Consider the following 15,772-nt stretch of genomic DNA (forward strand, 5'->3'; position numbering starts at 1 on the left):
ATTCTACTAATCCTTTAAATGTAGATACTAAGACTAGTTGTTATCCAACCAATAAATACAATAAGCAACGGGGAACCTCGTTGCTTATTTCTATCTAGGACGCTACCGTCCTAGTTTCAAACAATTTAAGATGCGACTATATCAATTCAAATACTATCCCTATATTAGATACATCATATCAGAACTGATTAGGGAGCCCAGAAAAGTGATTTATGAGAGCTAAAACTTCTGTGCTACTGCCAAATTCGACCAGTGATAAGTACTTGGCTTTCTGACGTGGAGACAAATCACTCTTATTGATGAGACTTGCAGCCTCCGCTTTTTGCGAAGCAAAACAGACGTCTTTTTCATCTAATAATACTTTCCGCTGAACATCAGTCAGATTTTGATGAAGTAAAACATCATCACGTGAACAAATTGCTTGCGCCGAAGCAGAAGCCATAGGAAAAGCTAAGCCTCCAGCAAGGGCTAGACCCAAAACTGCTTTACCGAGTTTATTCATATTATTACCTCTCTTCAAATATAACATAAGATTTGATAGAATTATTACCTTTGTGGTGCACATCACAAATTTTTTCTTTTGTAATAACTAGAATACTTCTATCTAGTATACCAGCCACTACACTATTATTATAAACAACACCCCTAAACTCACCGTCAACATTTTCTGATTTTAATCTATTATATGATTTAGCATTATAAACTACAAATTATCCTATCCTCGAGATTAGTTGAATATGAAAAGACTGAACCTGAGTCCAGTCTTCCACTATTTCTGATGTCGTTGCTTTCTACGATAGTTACTGAAAGCATCAATTAAAAAGGGGGATTTTCGACAAATTTTAAATCTTATCTTAACGACGGAAACTTGATTCTAGTTTGAATGATTTACTTTCTACAATATGCTTATGTGTTCCGTAAGGGATTTTGCTAATAATTTCAACATGGAAATCTTTTGAGCCCTTCAAATCCTCATCTGTCAAGTTAGCAATATAGGATCCTGACGCTGTGCGTTCAAGTGGAATACAGTTATGTTCCCCAAAAACGAAGTAAACATCTGGCGCTTCGTCGTAGTATTGTTTCAAGAATACTTCTACTTGTGCACCAGGAACACCAGTTTGTTGTGTCAATTTCACATCCACATATGAATTGCGAGTGTAATTAGCTGTTTCTCTTGTGTTATATTTTACGTAAGCATTTGATTCAGCTGTATTGCGCTGACGACAGGGGCAAGTGCTGTAAGACCTGTACTCATGCAGGCTACTGAAAGCATGGCAAAATTCTTTACTTTTTTTGAAAAGTTCATAACGTTGTCTCCAATTTCTATTATCTTTTGTCCATATTACCCAAACTCAAACTATAAAATGGTAATATGACAGTACTACCCGACCGGGATTATTGCTTTAGGTCGTAACAAATTTTTTGAATGCATTCTGTTGATTGTTACAAGATAATCCTAATTGAAATTTCTGTGTATAGCAATAGATTTTCCCAGCTTTTTATCTATTTTTCATGAGTCTTAATATACTTCCGAAGTAAATTTTACAATAGATAATCGCTAATTATTCACTCTCTAACCCTTGATTATTGCTTTTTACTTGCTTTTTTTAATAGTCCCCAAACACTACCAAGTAAGAGAGTTAATAGGCTAACTCCAATAATCTGCCCAGAAGCATTTGTACCTGGTTTTGAAGATTGTTCCACACTTAAAACTTGCTTTGTATCCGTTTTGGAGTGAAGAGCCGGATTCTGACCATATTCCCTCATATTATTTGAGGATTGAGAGGTATTTCCTACAATTGCCACAGAGCCAACCATCTCAAATAGCTCGGTTTCTTTGCGTTCTTCATCCATTTCTCTTCTGGACATCTGAGGCTCTCTCTCTGGAACTTCTGGCAATACAATCTCCTGAGAACTCATATCCATTTTAACACTGTCCAATGATTTGGATCTAGGGCCCAAGATTTTTTCTTTACTCTCCAAATCATTCATCAATGTATTCGGTTGAATCACCTTTATTTCTGTTAGGATTGAAGACCTATCTGCTTCAGCCAAGACGCTTTCTGTCGTTACTTCTGTCAGAAATTCAACTCGAGGAGCATTCGACTCATTAGTAACCCCCTCAGAATCCACTTTTAATGCGGAAGAAACTCCGCCATCTACAAACTTGTGTTTTTCAGAAATAGTAGATGATGTAGCTACTGATTCGACCACACGAATTGCTGAATGCCCAGGTAAAGCTGGAATATCCTCAGCAACAGGAACTAAAGTTGTTTCAGTTTGGATGACGGGTTCGCTTTCTGAACCAGCTGGTTCGTCGAGAGAGGCTTCGACTACTGGGGCAGAGAACGTTTCGGGCAATGCAACAGGAGGAATATCAATTTCTCCTGACTCCACAGCGACTTCTGGTTGAACGGGAATAGCTGACCTGTCTGGAAACGAAATTGGAGCTGGTTGGGAGACGGGTTCGCTTTCTGAACTAGCCGATTCGTCGAGAGATGCTTGGACTACTGGGGCAGAGAACGTTTCGGGCAATGCAACAGGAGGAATATCAATTTCTCCTGACTCCACAGCGACTTCTGGTTGAACGGGAATAGCTGACCTGTCTGGAAACGAAATTGGAGCTGGTTGGGAGACGGGTTCGCTTTCTGAACTAGCTGGTTCGTCGAGAGGTTCTTGGACAGTTGTGGTTTTAGAGGTGGCTGGTTGTTCAGTAGCGGTCGTCGCAACTTGATCTTCTTCTTTTACATTTACCCCCTCCATACCTATGGGACCTGATAGAAGTTCTGACCTCTGATTCTCAACTGTTTCTGATTCAAGAAGCTCTTCCACAGGGACTACCTCATCATTTTTCACAGCTTCTTGATCAACTACTACTGGTAGATCGCTTCCCTCTACTTGAGTTTCCTCCCCTAAAGCTATAGTTGACTGGCTCTGGTTTTCATTAGCAACTAACTGTTCGTCATGTACTGGTTCACCAACGACTGCTACAGGCAATATCGCCTGGTCGTCTACTGGTAAGACGGGTTGATTGATACTATCTACAACAAGGGCAACATCCCCTTTTTCTTCTTTCCCATCTGCAGAGCGGATTTCTTGAGATAGCTGAGAATTTTCATCTGCATTGGGCGGAAGCTCGCCTGCTGGCAACTCTGCTGTCAGAGCTTCTCCAACTGCTGACATAGGGAAGTCTAAACTTTTTAAACTATCCTCTAACGCAACATTAAGTAGCTCAGAGCTGTCTGCTTTTTGAATGGCTAACACACCTTGATCATATAGCCTATCTAACTTTTCAAGATATGTTACACGTGCCGACTCTGATAATTCAGATTGTCCGTGAATAGACAGAACCATCGCCTTCTTTGTATCAGCTAGTGTCTGACTAGCTATTTCTTTGGCTTTTGCGAGCGGATTGAAATATTCTTCCCATAAGTCTTGACCAAGACGAATCGTATGAACATAATCCAAAAGCGCCCCAGCTGAATTATTTTTCACATGATTATTCAAACGTGGATTTCCAGAAGCATCACGAGTGATTCCCATACGCTTCAAACCAATTTGTTCTTGTTGATCATCAGAATCAGTGATATAGACAGCCCTAATCTTACCTTGATTATCGTACTCAGCACCCCATACCGTCACAATATGCGTTGCATATCCTAATGTTCTATAAGTTAGACCGAGTAATCCTTTGCTCTCCAAAACAGTTCGAACATCCTCACCAAAACGCTCATAGCTACCACTGAAAATACGATTTGTCAGTTTTTTCTCTTTGAAAACGTCGTAGAAAAAGCCACCCCTACTATCTGGTACTAACTGGCTATCTTCCAGATTGACACCACCCTGTACCTTAGGTTTATATCCATTAATAAACAAGTCAACTAAGGCATCTGACACAAAACCATTTGTACGATAACCGTAGTAAGTTTTGAACATATCAAAGACTCGACTATTTTGCTGATCCTGGAACGAATCAATATAGCGACGTAGGTCCGTTATTGCATAGTTTTCCCCAACATTTACTGTACTATTTTTTTCCTTGAGATATCGCTCAACATAGGAACTATTCTGTTCCAACCACCAATGTACCATGTTGGAAGACACGGCCGCAAAACATAGGTTAAGGTCAATAAATGAAGCATTGAGACTTTTATTGGTATCATAATAGCCTTTTCCTGCCTCAAATGGCGCTGTATAGTTTAAATAATCTCCATACTTTTCCTTTACAAAACCACCGCTTTGTTCCATTGCAGGAGAGGTAATTCCATGAGCCCATACAATTTGTCGTTGCTCGCCACTCTCCGTTTGATAACTGGTCTGATTCAAAATTTCTTTTGTCTCAGCAACCTCTATCTGATTTTGCTCACTCGTCGTAACTTCTGTATCATTTCTAGAAACTACATTATCGGTCCCTCCGTCAACTTTCATCTCTACCGCTACTTCTCCTTCAGCGATAACAGGTGATGGGATGTTGTCTGCTATTTCCTCTACAATTTCAAGATTAGAACCATCTAGGGATTCATTTTTTTCTGATTCAATAGATGCCTCATCCTTGACTTGTGATTCTTCAATTATTTCATTCACTCCTGTAACAACTGTATCTGCAGCAACAGTGGATGTATGAATAGCACATAGCAAAGAGACTGAGACCAAGCCAACCGCTGATTTTCTCAAAGAAAATCGTTCTTGAATGTTCATCTTTCCTCCGTTTATCATCAAAAATTTGAATAAACTATTCTATTTACGACTTATTTTTATTTCCACATCCCCCAAGAAAATATTTATAAACAAGCGTTTGAAAGAAATTCATAGTCTATTTCCATAATCACGACAAAAAGGTCCAAGAGGACCTTTTTGATTATTTTACTGTACGAACACGCATAGTGTTTGTTGAACCTGCAACACCTACAGGCACACCAGCAACGATAATAATATCATCTCCTGCTTCAACAAGACCTTGCTCTTTGGCAATACGTTCAGCCAAATCAAACATATCGTCAGTTGAATCTGGACGTTTTGTTACAACTGGGATAACACCCCAGTTAAGCATCAATGATTTTTGTACTTTCTCAGTAAATGTTACTGCCAAGATGTCAGCATCTGGACGGTATTTAGAGATTGAACGAGCTGAATAACCAGTTTCAGTAACTGTTACAACCAACTTGATGTTCATTGAGTGACAAGCGTCTTTTACTGCAGATGCAATAACTTCTGTTTTAGATGCACGGTTAAAGTGATCAGAGTTCAAACGACCATATTCATTAAGAAGAGTCTGTGCGTTTTTAGCAATAGTTGCCATTGTACGAACTGATTCAACTGGATATTTACCGTTTGCAGACTCACCTGAAAGCATTGTTGCGTCAGTACCGTCGATAACTGCGTTGAATACGTCTGATACTTCTGAACGAGTTGCACGTGGTTTTTCAGTCATTGTTTCCAACATGTTTGTTGCTGTGATAACTGCTTTACCAGCTGCATTCACTTTAGTGATAATCATTTTTTGGTAAACTGGAACCATTTCGAATGGTACTTCGATACCCATGTCACCACGAGCAATCATGATACCATCTGAAGCTTCGATGATTTCATCAATATTGTCGATACCTTGTTGGTTTTCGATTTTTGAGAACAATTGAACGTGCTCGTTACCAGTTTCTTTAAGAATGTTACGAACTTCTTCAACATCTTTAGCAGAACGAACAAATGAAATCGCGATGAAGTTCAAACCTTGTTCCAAACCGAAACGGATATCGGCATTGTCGCGATCAGCAAGAGCTGGGAAAGGAATTTTAGTGTAAGGAATGTTTACACCTTTTTGTTTAGCAATAACACCGTCGTTTTCAACTTCAACAACAAATTCACGTTTTTCAGCATCTTTTTCGATAACTTTAAGACCAAGTTTACCGTCGTCAACAAGAATTTGTTTACCAACTTCAACATCGTCAAATACATCAAGTGCACCTGCAACGTTCAAAGCGATTACTTCTCTAGTTGATTGAATACCTTGTTTAGTAGCTACGCGAAGAACATCACCTGTTTTGTATGAATATTCTTTAGCATCGTCAGCAAACAACTCAGTACGGATTTCTGGACCTTTTGTATCCAACAAGAAACCAACTTTTTTACCAGCAATTTCTTCCGCACGACGTACAGTTGCCATACGCTCACCTTGCTCTTTGTGGTCACCATGTGAGAAGTTGAAACGGAATACGTTTGCACCTTCAGTGATCAATTGAGCAATTTTCTGTGCTGATGCTTCAACATCAAGGTTTTCTCCCCAATAACCATCATCACCGAATTTTTTTCCACCACGGATTTCTACCGCAGGTCCGAGGGTTGCAACGATTTTAACACGTTTATTCATCTTAACAAAACTCCTTTATATTTAATGGTCTTTTGAATGGTCTTTTGACCCTTAATAACAAATAATGAAATTGTCAAATTAGATTGACAAGTTGCGGTTTAATTCAGCCATTTCTAAGTCAGCTTTATGTGGATTGTTCACAACAATCTTACCATCTGCAGTCAAGCTGAACAATGCTCCTTCTTCAGCTGTACCAAGAATTGGATTTTCAACCATTTGCTCATTACGGATACCAACCGCAAGACCACCACGGCCTTCCTTGAGCAATTTAACAGCATGCGCGCCCATACGAGATGCAAGTACACGGTCACGAGCAGTTGGTGAACCACCACGCTGAATATGACCGAGTTCAGTCACACGAAGATCGCTAGTATCACCAGCTGCCTTCAACTCTTCAGCAAATTTCGCAGCTGGCATAACACCTTCAGCCAAGACAATAATGCTATGCTTCTTACCATTTTCGTAGCCAGCTTTAATACGTTCTACAATTTCACTGATATTATACTCTTCTTCTGGAACCACGATGACATCAGCACCAGATGCAATACCAGCCCAAAGAGCAATGTCTCCCGCATGACGTCCCATTACTTCAACAACGAAAGTACGACGGTGACTTGATGAAGTGTCGCGGATTTTATCAATCGCATCCATAGCAGTTGTTACAGCTGTATCAAAACCGATTGTAAAATCTGTACCCACGATGTCATTATCAATTGTACCAGGTACACCAATAGCTGGGAAACCATGCTCCGTCAAGCGCATTGCTCCGTGGTAAGAACCATCACCACCGATAACAACTACACCTTCGATACCATGTTTTTTCAATTGCTCAATCCCTTTAAGTTGCCCTTCTAATTTGGCAAATTCTGGATAACGAGCTGAACCAAGGAATGTTCCTCCACGTGAAATAATATCACCTACAGAACGTGCAGACAATTCATGGATATCACCCGCAACCATACCTGCGTAACCTTCGTTGATTCCATAAACTTCCATTCCTTCTGAAATTGCTTGACGAACAACTGCACGAATAGCAGCGTTCATACCAGGGGCGTCACCACCACTGGTCAAAACAGCAATACGTTTCATTCGTTAATGCTCCTTTAACTTTTCATTTTAACTGCCCTATTATAACATACTTAACCTAAACTTGCTTGACTTTTTGCTATTTTTTTATCGAAAAATCGTTTTCATAACAAATTCACTTAACTCTTCTTCTAATTGAGGCGTTTTCATAACCATGTGATGCTCAGCCTGAATTGTCTGATTACTATCTTGATAATGAAGCACTACTGGAATGCTTCCTCTATATTTGTCCAAAATACGAGCAACGGCATAATCGTGTTCTCGATTTTCCAAAAGAATCCAAAATTTCTCCAAACTGACAGGCTCTAATTTTTCTAGAACTAATTGCAACTGTCCTTCGCGCTCTTGCACTCTACCAGTGATGTAGCCCATTCCCCCTTCTTCCAAAATAGAAGCGTATTGTCGATAAGATTCTGGGAAAAGAGTCACGTCAACCGTCCTCTTGGTATCTGTCACTCGTAGAAATGCCATCTGCTCCCCAGTCTTTTTGGTACGAATCAATCGAATAGCTTGAATCTGCACAAGAACGGTTGCTCGATTGCCAACCGCTAAATCAGCCAAATCTGTAAAACTACGCTTAGACTCTCGACAAATAGTGACTAAAGGATGCGGACTAATACCAACACCTAGCAATTCTTGCTCTAGCATAAATTTTTCGCTATCGCTGTAATCTTCTACATCTGTCCAACTATAACTCTCCTCTGCAAAAAATGTACCAATCGCCTCTGCAAAGACAAAGAGATTGTCTAGATTTTCAATAATCTTTTTACGATTGGCGTCAAAATCATCAAATAAACCAATCTGAATAAGAGGGATCAGTAAATCTTTTTTCTTGAAATTATCTGGCAAGCGCAAAATAAAATCTTCTACAGACTTATAGGGACGATGTTCCAATATCCATAGAGCTAAATCTTTAGGCAAACCTTTTAGTGTTTTTAATCCTAGGTAAACCTTACTTTTATCAAACTTATCGTGATAAGGAATATTGTTAATCGTGAGTCGAGCCACCTCAAAGTCAAACTGCATCGCATCTTCAATATAAGCACTGCTAGAATGATTGAGCATGACATCAAAAAAGACATCCGTATAGTGACTCTTGAAATAGGCCATTTGAAAGGCTAAAGCTGAATAAGCATAGGCGTGGCTACGGTTAAAACCATAACCAGCGAACTTAGCCATCATACCAAATATTTCCCTTGCATTCTCTTCAGCATGTCCGTTTTTCAGTGCTCCCTGTAAAAATTCCGTTTCCATTGCCTGCATTTCTTGGGCATTCTTTTTAGACATCGCCCTGCGGAGTAAATCCGCCTTTCCAAGCGTAAAGCCTGCATAGACCTGTGCAATCTGCATGACCTGTTCCTGATAAAGCATGATACCATAAGTCGGTTGTAAAATAGGAGCAATGGTTGGGTCCAACAAATCAACTGCCTCTTGTCCATGCTTGCGTTTTACAAAGTTATCCGAATAATCACTAGCCCCCGGTCTATTCAAACTCGTTGTCGCAACTATATCTTCAAATCGACCAGGTTTGACCCTTCGAAGCAGGCTAATCGCACCAGGCTGTTCAAATTGAAAAATTCCCTTAGTCCGACCAGCAGCAAAAAGTTCCAAGGTTTTCTTGTCTTCTAAATCTATCTTGGCAATATCAATTTCCTGCTGATAACGTTCACGTACTCCTTCTGCCATTTTTTGCACAAAGGTCAGATTTCGTAAGCCAAGGAAATCCATCTTCAACAGACCATTCGCCTCAACAGCATGTGCATCATATTGGGTTACCAGCATGTCATCCCCTATTTTAAGAGGGATGGTATCTGTCAACTCCTCATCACTCATCACTATCCCTGCTGCGTGAATGGAAGTCTGGCGAGGTTGCCCTTCAATTTGTTGAGCAATCGCAAAAGCTTTTTGGTACTCTATCTTACTATTGATAATCTGACGAAAAGCGGCATTTCGCTGATAGGCAGAAGTAAGACTATCTCTAAATGAAATTTTCTTGGTTATATTACTTAACTCATATTCAGGTGTTCCGAAACGCTTAAATACATCACGAATGGCCTGCTTAGCTCCAAATGTCGAGTAGGTTACAATTTGAGCAGCATGGGTTGAACCATAACGATCTCGTACATAACGAATAAAATCTGCTCGATGAATATCTGGAATATCAATATCAATATCGGGCATTGAATAACGTTCAGCATTGAGAAAGCGTTCAAAGAGAAGATTATGCTTAACTGGGTCGATACCTGTGATATTTAAGGCGTAGGCAACTAGGCTTCCAACAGCTGAACCACGCCCCATTCCCATGTAGTACCCTTGGCTACGTCCAAAACGAAGTAGGTCCCATACAATCAAGAAATAATCATCAAATCCCATTTGATGAATAATGGATAATTCCTTTTCCAAGCGTTCCTTATACAGTGAATTAGTCAAGCCCTTCTCTTCTAATCCTTGATAGGAGCGCTCGTATAATTCTTCCACTGCAGGTCTGTCACGATTAAAACGCGGCAATTTTAAATCTGTATTTAATTGATAAGAAATCCCTGCAACCAAGTCACGTAAATTATCAACTGCTTGCGGAAACCGATTCGAAAATAGATTGGTTAAGCTATCAGCCGATAAAAGTTTTTGCCGACTATCTATATCTGCAACTTGATTAAGTGGAATATTATCTCGAATAGCATGGAGAACCTGTAGACTTTCCAATTGTTCCTCTTCAAAAAAACGAACCGTATGAATCGGGAGTATTGCTTGCTTAAAGTCTTGAACTGGTGTGTCAACCGTCACTCCGATATAATAGTTAGTACCTAACTCAAGGTGCTCAATGCCAGAAAAATAAGGAACAACCACTGCTATGTCGACTAAATATTGACGAATGGTTTCAAAATCATCTTGCCCTGTCATCTTAGCAGTCGAAATTTTCAATAGATTGCGATAACCTCTGGTTGTCAGAGCAATCAATTGAGTAGTGACGTCCTGCTCCTCTCCCTGTAATTTCCAGTCCAGTTCACAACCAATAATTGGTTGAAGCCCCATTTTGTTACAGGATTCCATAAAACTATAGGCTGCATAAAGACTGTTTTTATCCATTATCCCCAATGCGTGGTAACCAAGCTCTTTAGCCTTGCCTACATAATTTTCTATCGTCACCATGCTATCCATAAAGGTATAGACGGTTTTTGTATCTAGTTGTGCCAGCATGGTCTTCTCCTTTTTATTTCTTCTATTATACCAAATATTCTAGGAAAATTTTTTCAAGAAATGCAATCAAAAGACTTGCAATTTATCATGTTTTATTGTATTATTTAGTTAGAACATAGGTATTGGCGAAAATGCCTAGAAAGGAAAGAATAATGGCTTGGAAATTTGACAACAATATGCCCATATATATTCAAATCAGTAATACTATAAAATTACAGATTGTAACCAATCAATTAAAATCTGGAGATAAACTTCCCACTGTTCGTGACTTAGCCGAAATTGCTGGCGTCAATCCAAATACCGTTCAGCGCGCTTTGTCTGATTTAGAAACGGAAGGCTTTGTTTACTCGGTTCGCACAACAGGTCGTTTTGTAACAGATAATCAAGAATTGATTACACAAACTCGCCTACATTTAGCACAAAAGGAACTCGAGAATTTTGTGAACAATATGTTAGATTTGGGGTTCAAACACGACGACCTCACTGGCCAGTTAGATGATTATTTGAAAGGAGTCACTTATGAATAACGCATATACTTTGGTTGAGCTACAACAAGTTTCAAAATCTTATGGTGGAGCTGTCGCCCTAAATAATGTCAATTTGAAGTTGACTGCTGGAAAAATCATAGGACTTTTGGGACCAAATGGTTCGGGTAAAACGACCATGATTAAATTGATCAACGGTCTGTTGCAACCAGAATATGGTCAAGTATTGATCAATGGTCGCACCCCATCGCCAGAAACCAAGGCAATTGTATCTTATCTCCCAGATACGACTTATCTCGATGAGCATATGAAAGTGCTCGAAGCAATTACATTTTTTGAAGATTTTTACGCTGATTTTGATAAGGAGCGTGCTCTCCATCTTTTACAAGATTTGGGCATTGATTTAAACAGTCGTATGAAACATCTCTCTAAGGGGAATAAGGAAAAAGTCCAACTCATTCTGGTGATGAGTCGTCAAGCGCAGCTGTATGTTTTAGATGAGCCAATTGGTGGTGTTGACCCTGCCGCTCGAGACTACATTTTAAAAACCATCGTCAACAACTACTCTCCGACTGCTTCTGTTATTATCTCTACTCACTTAATTTCAGATGTTGAGCAAATTTTGGACGAGGTTATTTTCCTTCAATATGGTAGCGTTATTCGCCATGAAAACGTGGATGATCTCCGTATTGAAAGTGGCGAGTCCATTGACGAACTCTTCCGCCAAGATTTTAAGGCTTAGTTAGAAGGAGATTGCTATGTTTAAAAAATTATTGAAATACGAATTTCAATCCGTTGGAAAATGGTATTTAGGAATTTATGCAGGAGCATTATCGCTATCTATCATACTCGGTTTTTGGTTACAAGCTTTGAGCTTACGGGCACAAGCTGGAACCACAGAACCTGGTGGTGCTGAAATGGTCCTTTTCGGTACTTCCTCAATGACCTTCGGTATCTTAATTGCAGCACTTGGTTTATCCACCTTTTTCATGGTTATTAACCGTTTTAGAAAAAATGTCTATGGCCGTCAGGGCTATTTAACCATGACCTTACCGGTCTCCAGCCATCAAATTATCCTCAGCAAACTCTTGGCATCATTGGTTTGGTACATATTAGCTGGAATTACCATTATTCTTTCTATTGGAATCATTTTAGCGGTCCTCATGCTCGGAAGTGAAGAATTCATGATTCCTGAATTGCATACTGTTGTACAAGCATTAGACTGGCCTGTCATATTTGCACATCTATTCTATATGCTGATTGAGTCAACAATGGGAATCTTGCTGATCTACTTCTCCATCTCAGTCGGTCAATTGTTTAAAGACCACCGTCTTCTGTTTGCCATTTTGACCTATATTGGCATTTCAATTGTAGTTGGTGTGTTTGGAACTCTCGTTTTTACCAATTATCTAGAGAACCTTTATTATGCCGCGCTACCGTTATACCCAAGTCCTATCTTGGCCTTGATCAATATCATTCTGGCCTTTGCCTACTATTTTGGTACACACTTTATCATGACCAAGAAATTGAATTTGCAATAAGAAAAAGCTCTTTGCCGGTCGTTCTGACATGGCCTAGAGCTTTCTTTTTACAAATTATACTTTTGGGCTAGGACATCAAGTAAGTTTGCCTTTTCTTCTTCACTGGCAAAGCTTGCTTGAATAGCATTTCTGTTGAATTGATAAAATTCTTCCTTGGTCGTTCCAAAATACTCTACAAATAGCTGATATTCTTTATTTAGATTTGTATTGGAAACCGTTCGATTATCTGTATTGATGGTAATCTTTGCTCCCGCTTGAACCAGCTGTTCATAGGGGAAGTCTGCTAGAGTTTGGGCAGCTCCGGTCTGGAGATTTGAAGTCAGGCACATCTCAAGCGTTGCTCCGCTATTGACAAAAGCCTGAATAGCCTCAGCGTGACCGCTAAGAGCCGTTCCATGTCCAATCCGCTTGATACCCAAGGCCAGAGCTTGGGCTACATTGGTCACGCAACCACACTCACCAGCATGGAAGGTCATGGGGTAACCCAGAGATCGAGTGTAGTCAATCCACTCAGCCAACTCATGAGTTGGGTAGTCTGCCTCGTTTCCAGCAAAATCAAAGCCAACCAATCCTTTGGGTGCCAAATCAGCAATAGCAGAAAAGATTTCTCTGGTCTGCCTTGGATCAGTTTGTTTCAAGCCACAGACCAAGAGCTTGGCAACTATACCAAATTCCTTCTGAGCCTTTTCCATCCCACGCAAGACGGCATTCACAGCTTCCAGAATAGTCAAACCCTTGTCAGTCGATAATTCTGGTGCAAAGCGAAGTTCAATATAGAGGACTCCATCCTCTGATGCTTGACGTAGAACATCGGAGGTTGCTATTTCCAGCGCTTCCTCAGTTTGTAGAAGAGGTCGAACAAAGTCAAAGGTTTTCAAATAGGTCATCAGGCTATCCACCTTGCCCTCTATACTGACCAATTTTCTGAGTTCCTCATCCTTGTCTGGAATGGAAATTTCTGCCAGTTGGGCAAGTTGACGGATTGCCGATAAAGATAGGGAACCATCCAAATGGCAATGCAATTCTGTCTTGGCTAATTCTTGTACATTCAACATCAACACTTCCTCTTTCGTAAGTATATTGTTAACTATCATATCACATTTTAGACAAAACACAAGATATTTTTGACAAAAAATGAACTTTATCAACTATCCATTATTCTTTTATGCAAGAATCAAAACCACCAGTCGAACTGGTGGTTTGTTCTGCGGCTATAAGCCGCTTGTTCCGGCCAGGGCCAAAGGCCCACTGAAATAGCTTCCTCGCGCACCACTTTCCCGAGCAGGTGCTAAAGCACCATCAGGGGTTTTTCCTGTTGGTTTCCCCTGTAAATGGGTCAACCGTTTCAAACAAAGTGAGCTGGTCTGCTACCCTGTCTTCTTGTAATTGGTTCTGTATGTATTCTGCTATCACTTTTTGATTGCGTCCTACCGTATCCACATAGTAGCCTCTGCACCAAAAATTTCTATTCCCATACCTATATTTCAGATTGGCATGTTTGTCGAAAATCATTAAACTACTCTTACCTTTTAAATAGCCCATAAAACTGGAAACACTCATTTTGGGTGGAATACTAACTAACATGTGGATATGATCAGGACAGGCAGTAGCTTCATGGATAGTGACTCCTTTTTGCTCACACAAATCTCGGATAATCTTTCCGATACTGGCCTTATACTTGCCGTAAATGATTTGACGACGATATTTAGGCGCAAAAACTAGATGATATTTACAATTCCAGCGAGTATGTGATAAACTTTCATTATCCTCTCTCATGAGGTACCTCCTATTTGATTTGATGTAGTGGCGGGGAAACCACTTCTATCTTATCACTTTGGGAGGATTTTTTAATACCTCGCTAGAAGCTCTACTGAACCACTAGCATAGCTAGTGGTTTTCAGAGGACCACAAAAAAAGAACGACTATCAGTCGTTCTTCAATAACATACGGAAGACATGGGATTCGAACCCACGCACGCTGTTACACGCCTACCGCGTTTCCAACACGGCCTCTTGAGCCTCTTGAGTAATCTTCCATATATGGAGCTGGTGGGAGTCGAACCCACGTCCAAACACCTGCTAACTTATTCGTCTACAACCATAGGTTATGTCTTGCTTTAACTTGAACTCGATACATAACTCAAACCTAGACCAAGCGAGTCAGTAAATCTCTTTTGGAACTGCCTGACTCAATCCCAACGTAGCTTGCTATTTTAAGACCAATCAGCAAACACAAGCAATTCGCGACTGGTCACGCAGGCAGGTTATTAAGCTGCTAATGCGTAAGTGTTTGTATTTTTTGCAGTTATATTTAACTGGCATTTTTACATCTGCCGATGAGTTGCAGAACAAGCCTCATAATGCCTGTCGAATCCGTAACAACCCCGTAGGATTTAATACAGGAACTATTATAGCAGAATTTTTTATAAATAGCAAAATTATTTTACATTTTCCTTACAATTTAAAAAAATTTTGAAATATGGTAAAATGAAAGTATGTATAAATTTTGGCAAAAAACCATTCAAGTATTAAGTATTTTGACCCTTATCGGGACTGCTATTTTTCTGTTTTGGCTCTATAAGATTGGCATTTTGAACGACCAAAATGTCTTAAGCGATTTAATCAAAAGCCAAGGCACTTTAGGTAGCCTCTCCTTTTTAGCTATTCAGATTATTCAAGTTGTATTTCCGATTATTCCAGGCGGTGTTACGACTGTTGTGGGTTTCCTCGTATTTCATTTTTGGTGGGGATTCTTTCTCAATTATCTTGGAATTTCAATCGGTAGTATCATCCTTTTCTGGTTGGCTCGTCGCTATGGAAAGAAATTTTGTCTCCTCTTCATGTCTGAAGATACGTTTTACAAATATGAAAGCAAAATTGATAATAAACGTAGTTATGAAATTTTCTTTATTCTCTGCATGCTTTCTCCCATTTCTCCAGCTGACATAGTGGTGATGATTACTGGATTAACAAGCATGAGTTATCGGAAATTTATTATTATTACTTTACTTTGTCGCCCCTTCTCAGTTGTGGCATATAGCTTCTTTTGGATCTATGGAAGCCAATGGTTGCAGCAATTGTTAGGATAAAAATGAACAC

12 protein-coding genes, 1 tRNA gene and 1 other RNA gene are annotated in these 15,772 nt (G+C 39.8%); 4 read left to right on the forward strand and 10 right to left on the reverse strand.

What is annotated here, in order from left to right; genetic code table 11:
- Positions 1-178 precede the first annotated feature (178 nt).
- The 6 genes from SST62_RS0106500 to SST62_RS0106530 all read right to left on the reverse strand — a co-directional run bounded on the left by SST62_RS0106500 (position 179) and on the right by SST62_RS0106530 (position 10,648).
- Entirely contained in the window at positions 179-502 is a 324-nt protein-coding gene (locus tag SST62_RS0106500) for a hypothetical protein (RefSeq protein ID WP_029186720.1), read from the reverse strand.
- A 352-nt stretch (positions 503-854) separates the two neighbouring features.
- Entirely contained in the window at positions 855-1,130 is a 276-nt protein-coding gene (locus SST62_RS0106505; protein WP_153309611.1) for a hypothetical protein, read from the reverse strand.
- Between the two features lie 454 nt (positions 1,131-1,584).
- Complete coding sequence (locus tag SST62_RS0106515; protein ID WP_029186722.1) at positions 1,585-4,698, reverse strand: IdeS/Mac family cysteine endopeptidase; 3,114 nt, start codon at positions 4,696-4,698, stop codon at positions 1,585-1,587.
- 160 nt (positions 4,699-4,858) lie between these two features.
- Complete coding sequence (pyk, locus tag SST62_RS0106520; protein ID WP_029186723.1) at positions 4,859-6,364, reverse strand: pyruvate kinase; 1,506 nt, start codon at positions 6,362-6,364, stop codon at positions 4,859-4,861.
- A gap of 78 nt (positions 6,365-6,442) precedes the next feature.
- The gene (gene pfkA / locus SST62_RS0106525; RefSeq protein WP_029186724.1) at positions 6,443-7,453 is read right to left on the reverse strand and encodes a 6-phosphofructokinase; all 1,011 of its coding nucleotides are present in this window, start codon (positions 7,451-7,453) and stop codon (positions 6,443-6,445) included.
- Between the two features lie 84 nt (positions 7,454-7,537).
- Entirely contained in the window at positions 7,538-10,648 is a 3,111-nt protein-coding gene (locus SST62_RS0106530; protein ID WP_029186725.1) for a DNA polymerase III subunit alpha, read from the reverse strand.
- Positions 10,649-10,800: 152 nt separating this feature from the next.
- Here SST62_RS0106530 and SST62_RS0106535 point away from each other — a divergent pair, with 152 nt between their 5' ends.
- From SST62_RS0106535 to SST62_RS0106545, 3 genes are read left to right on the forward strand one after another with little or no spacing between them, the layout of a single operon-like run.
- Complete coding sequence (locus SST62_RS0106535; protein WP_029178110.1) at positions 10,801-11,175, forward strand: GntR family transcriptional regulator; 375 nt, start codon at positions 10,801-10,803, stop codon at positions 11,173-11,175.
- The gene (locus tag SST62_RS0106540; protein ID WP_029186726.1) at positions 11,168-11,875 is read left to right on the forward strand and encodes an ABC transporter ATP-binding protein; all 708 of its coding nucleotides are present in this window, start codon (positions 11,168-11,170) and stop codon (positions 11,873-11,875) included. The genes SST62_RS0106535 and SST62_RS0106540 overlap by 8 nt, the downstream gene beginning before the upstream one ends.
- Positions 11,876-11,891: 16 nt before the next feature.
- Positions 11,892-12,674 carry a hypothetical protein gene (locus SST62_RS0106545; protein ID WP_029186727.1) on the forward strand — a complete coding sequence of 261 codons (783 nt, stop codon included), beginning with the start codon at positions 11,892-11,894 and terminating at the stop codon, positions 12,672-12,674.
- Between the two features lie 47 nt (positions 12,675-12,721).
- Here the strand turns inward: SST62_RS0106545 and add are convergent, their stop codons facing one another.
- The 4 genes from add to ssrA all read right to left on the reverse strand — a co-directional run bounded on the left by add (position 12,722) and on the right by ssrA (position 15,059).
- Positions 12,722-13,729, reverse strand: a complete 1,008-nt coding sequence (add, locus tag SST62_RS0106550) for an adenosine deaminase (RefSeq protein WP_079267445.1) — start codon at positions 13,727-13,729, stop codon at positions 12,722-12,724.
- A gap of 244 nt (positions 13,730-13,973) precedes the next feature.
- Entirely contained in the window at positions 13,974-14,450 is a 477-nt protein-coding gene (gene tnpA, locus SST62_RS0106555) for an IS200/IS605 family transposase (protein ID WP_029186729.1), read from the reverse strand.
- Positions 14,451-14,621: 171 nt separating this feature from the next.
- Positions 14,622-14,709 (reverse strand) — tRNA-Ser (locus SST62_RS0106560).
- A 2-nt stretch (positions 14,710-14,711) separates the two neighbouring features.
- Positions 14,712-15,059: a transfer-messenger RNA gene (gene ssrA, locus SST62_RS1000000112250) on the reverse strand.
- Between the two features lie 109 nt (positions 15,060-15,168).
- On the opposite strand from ssrA, the gene SST62_RS0106565 reads away from it, so the two are divergent.
- On the forward strand, positions 15,169-15,762 hold the full coding sequence (locus SST62_RS0106565; protein ID WP_029186730.1) for a TVP38/TMEM64 family protein: 594 nt from the start codon (positions 15,169-15,171) through the stop codon (positions 15,760-15,762).
- The last annotated feature ends 10 nt before the right edge of the window (positions 15,763-15,772 follow it).

The sequence above is a fragment of the Streptococcus suis YS56 genome (assembly GCF_000440115.1).
GTDB classification, from domain to species: Bacteria; Bacillota; Bacilli; order Lactobacillales; family Streptococcaceae; genus Streptococcus; species Streptococcus suis_L.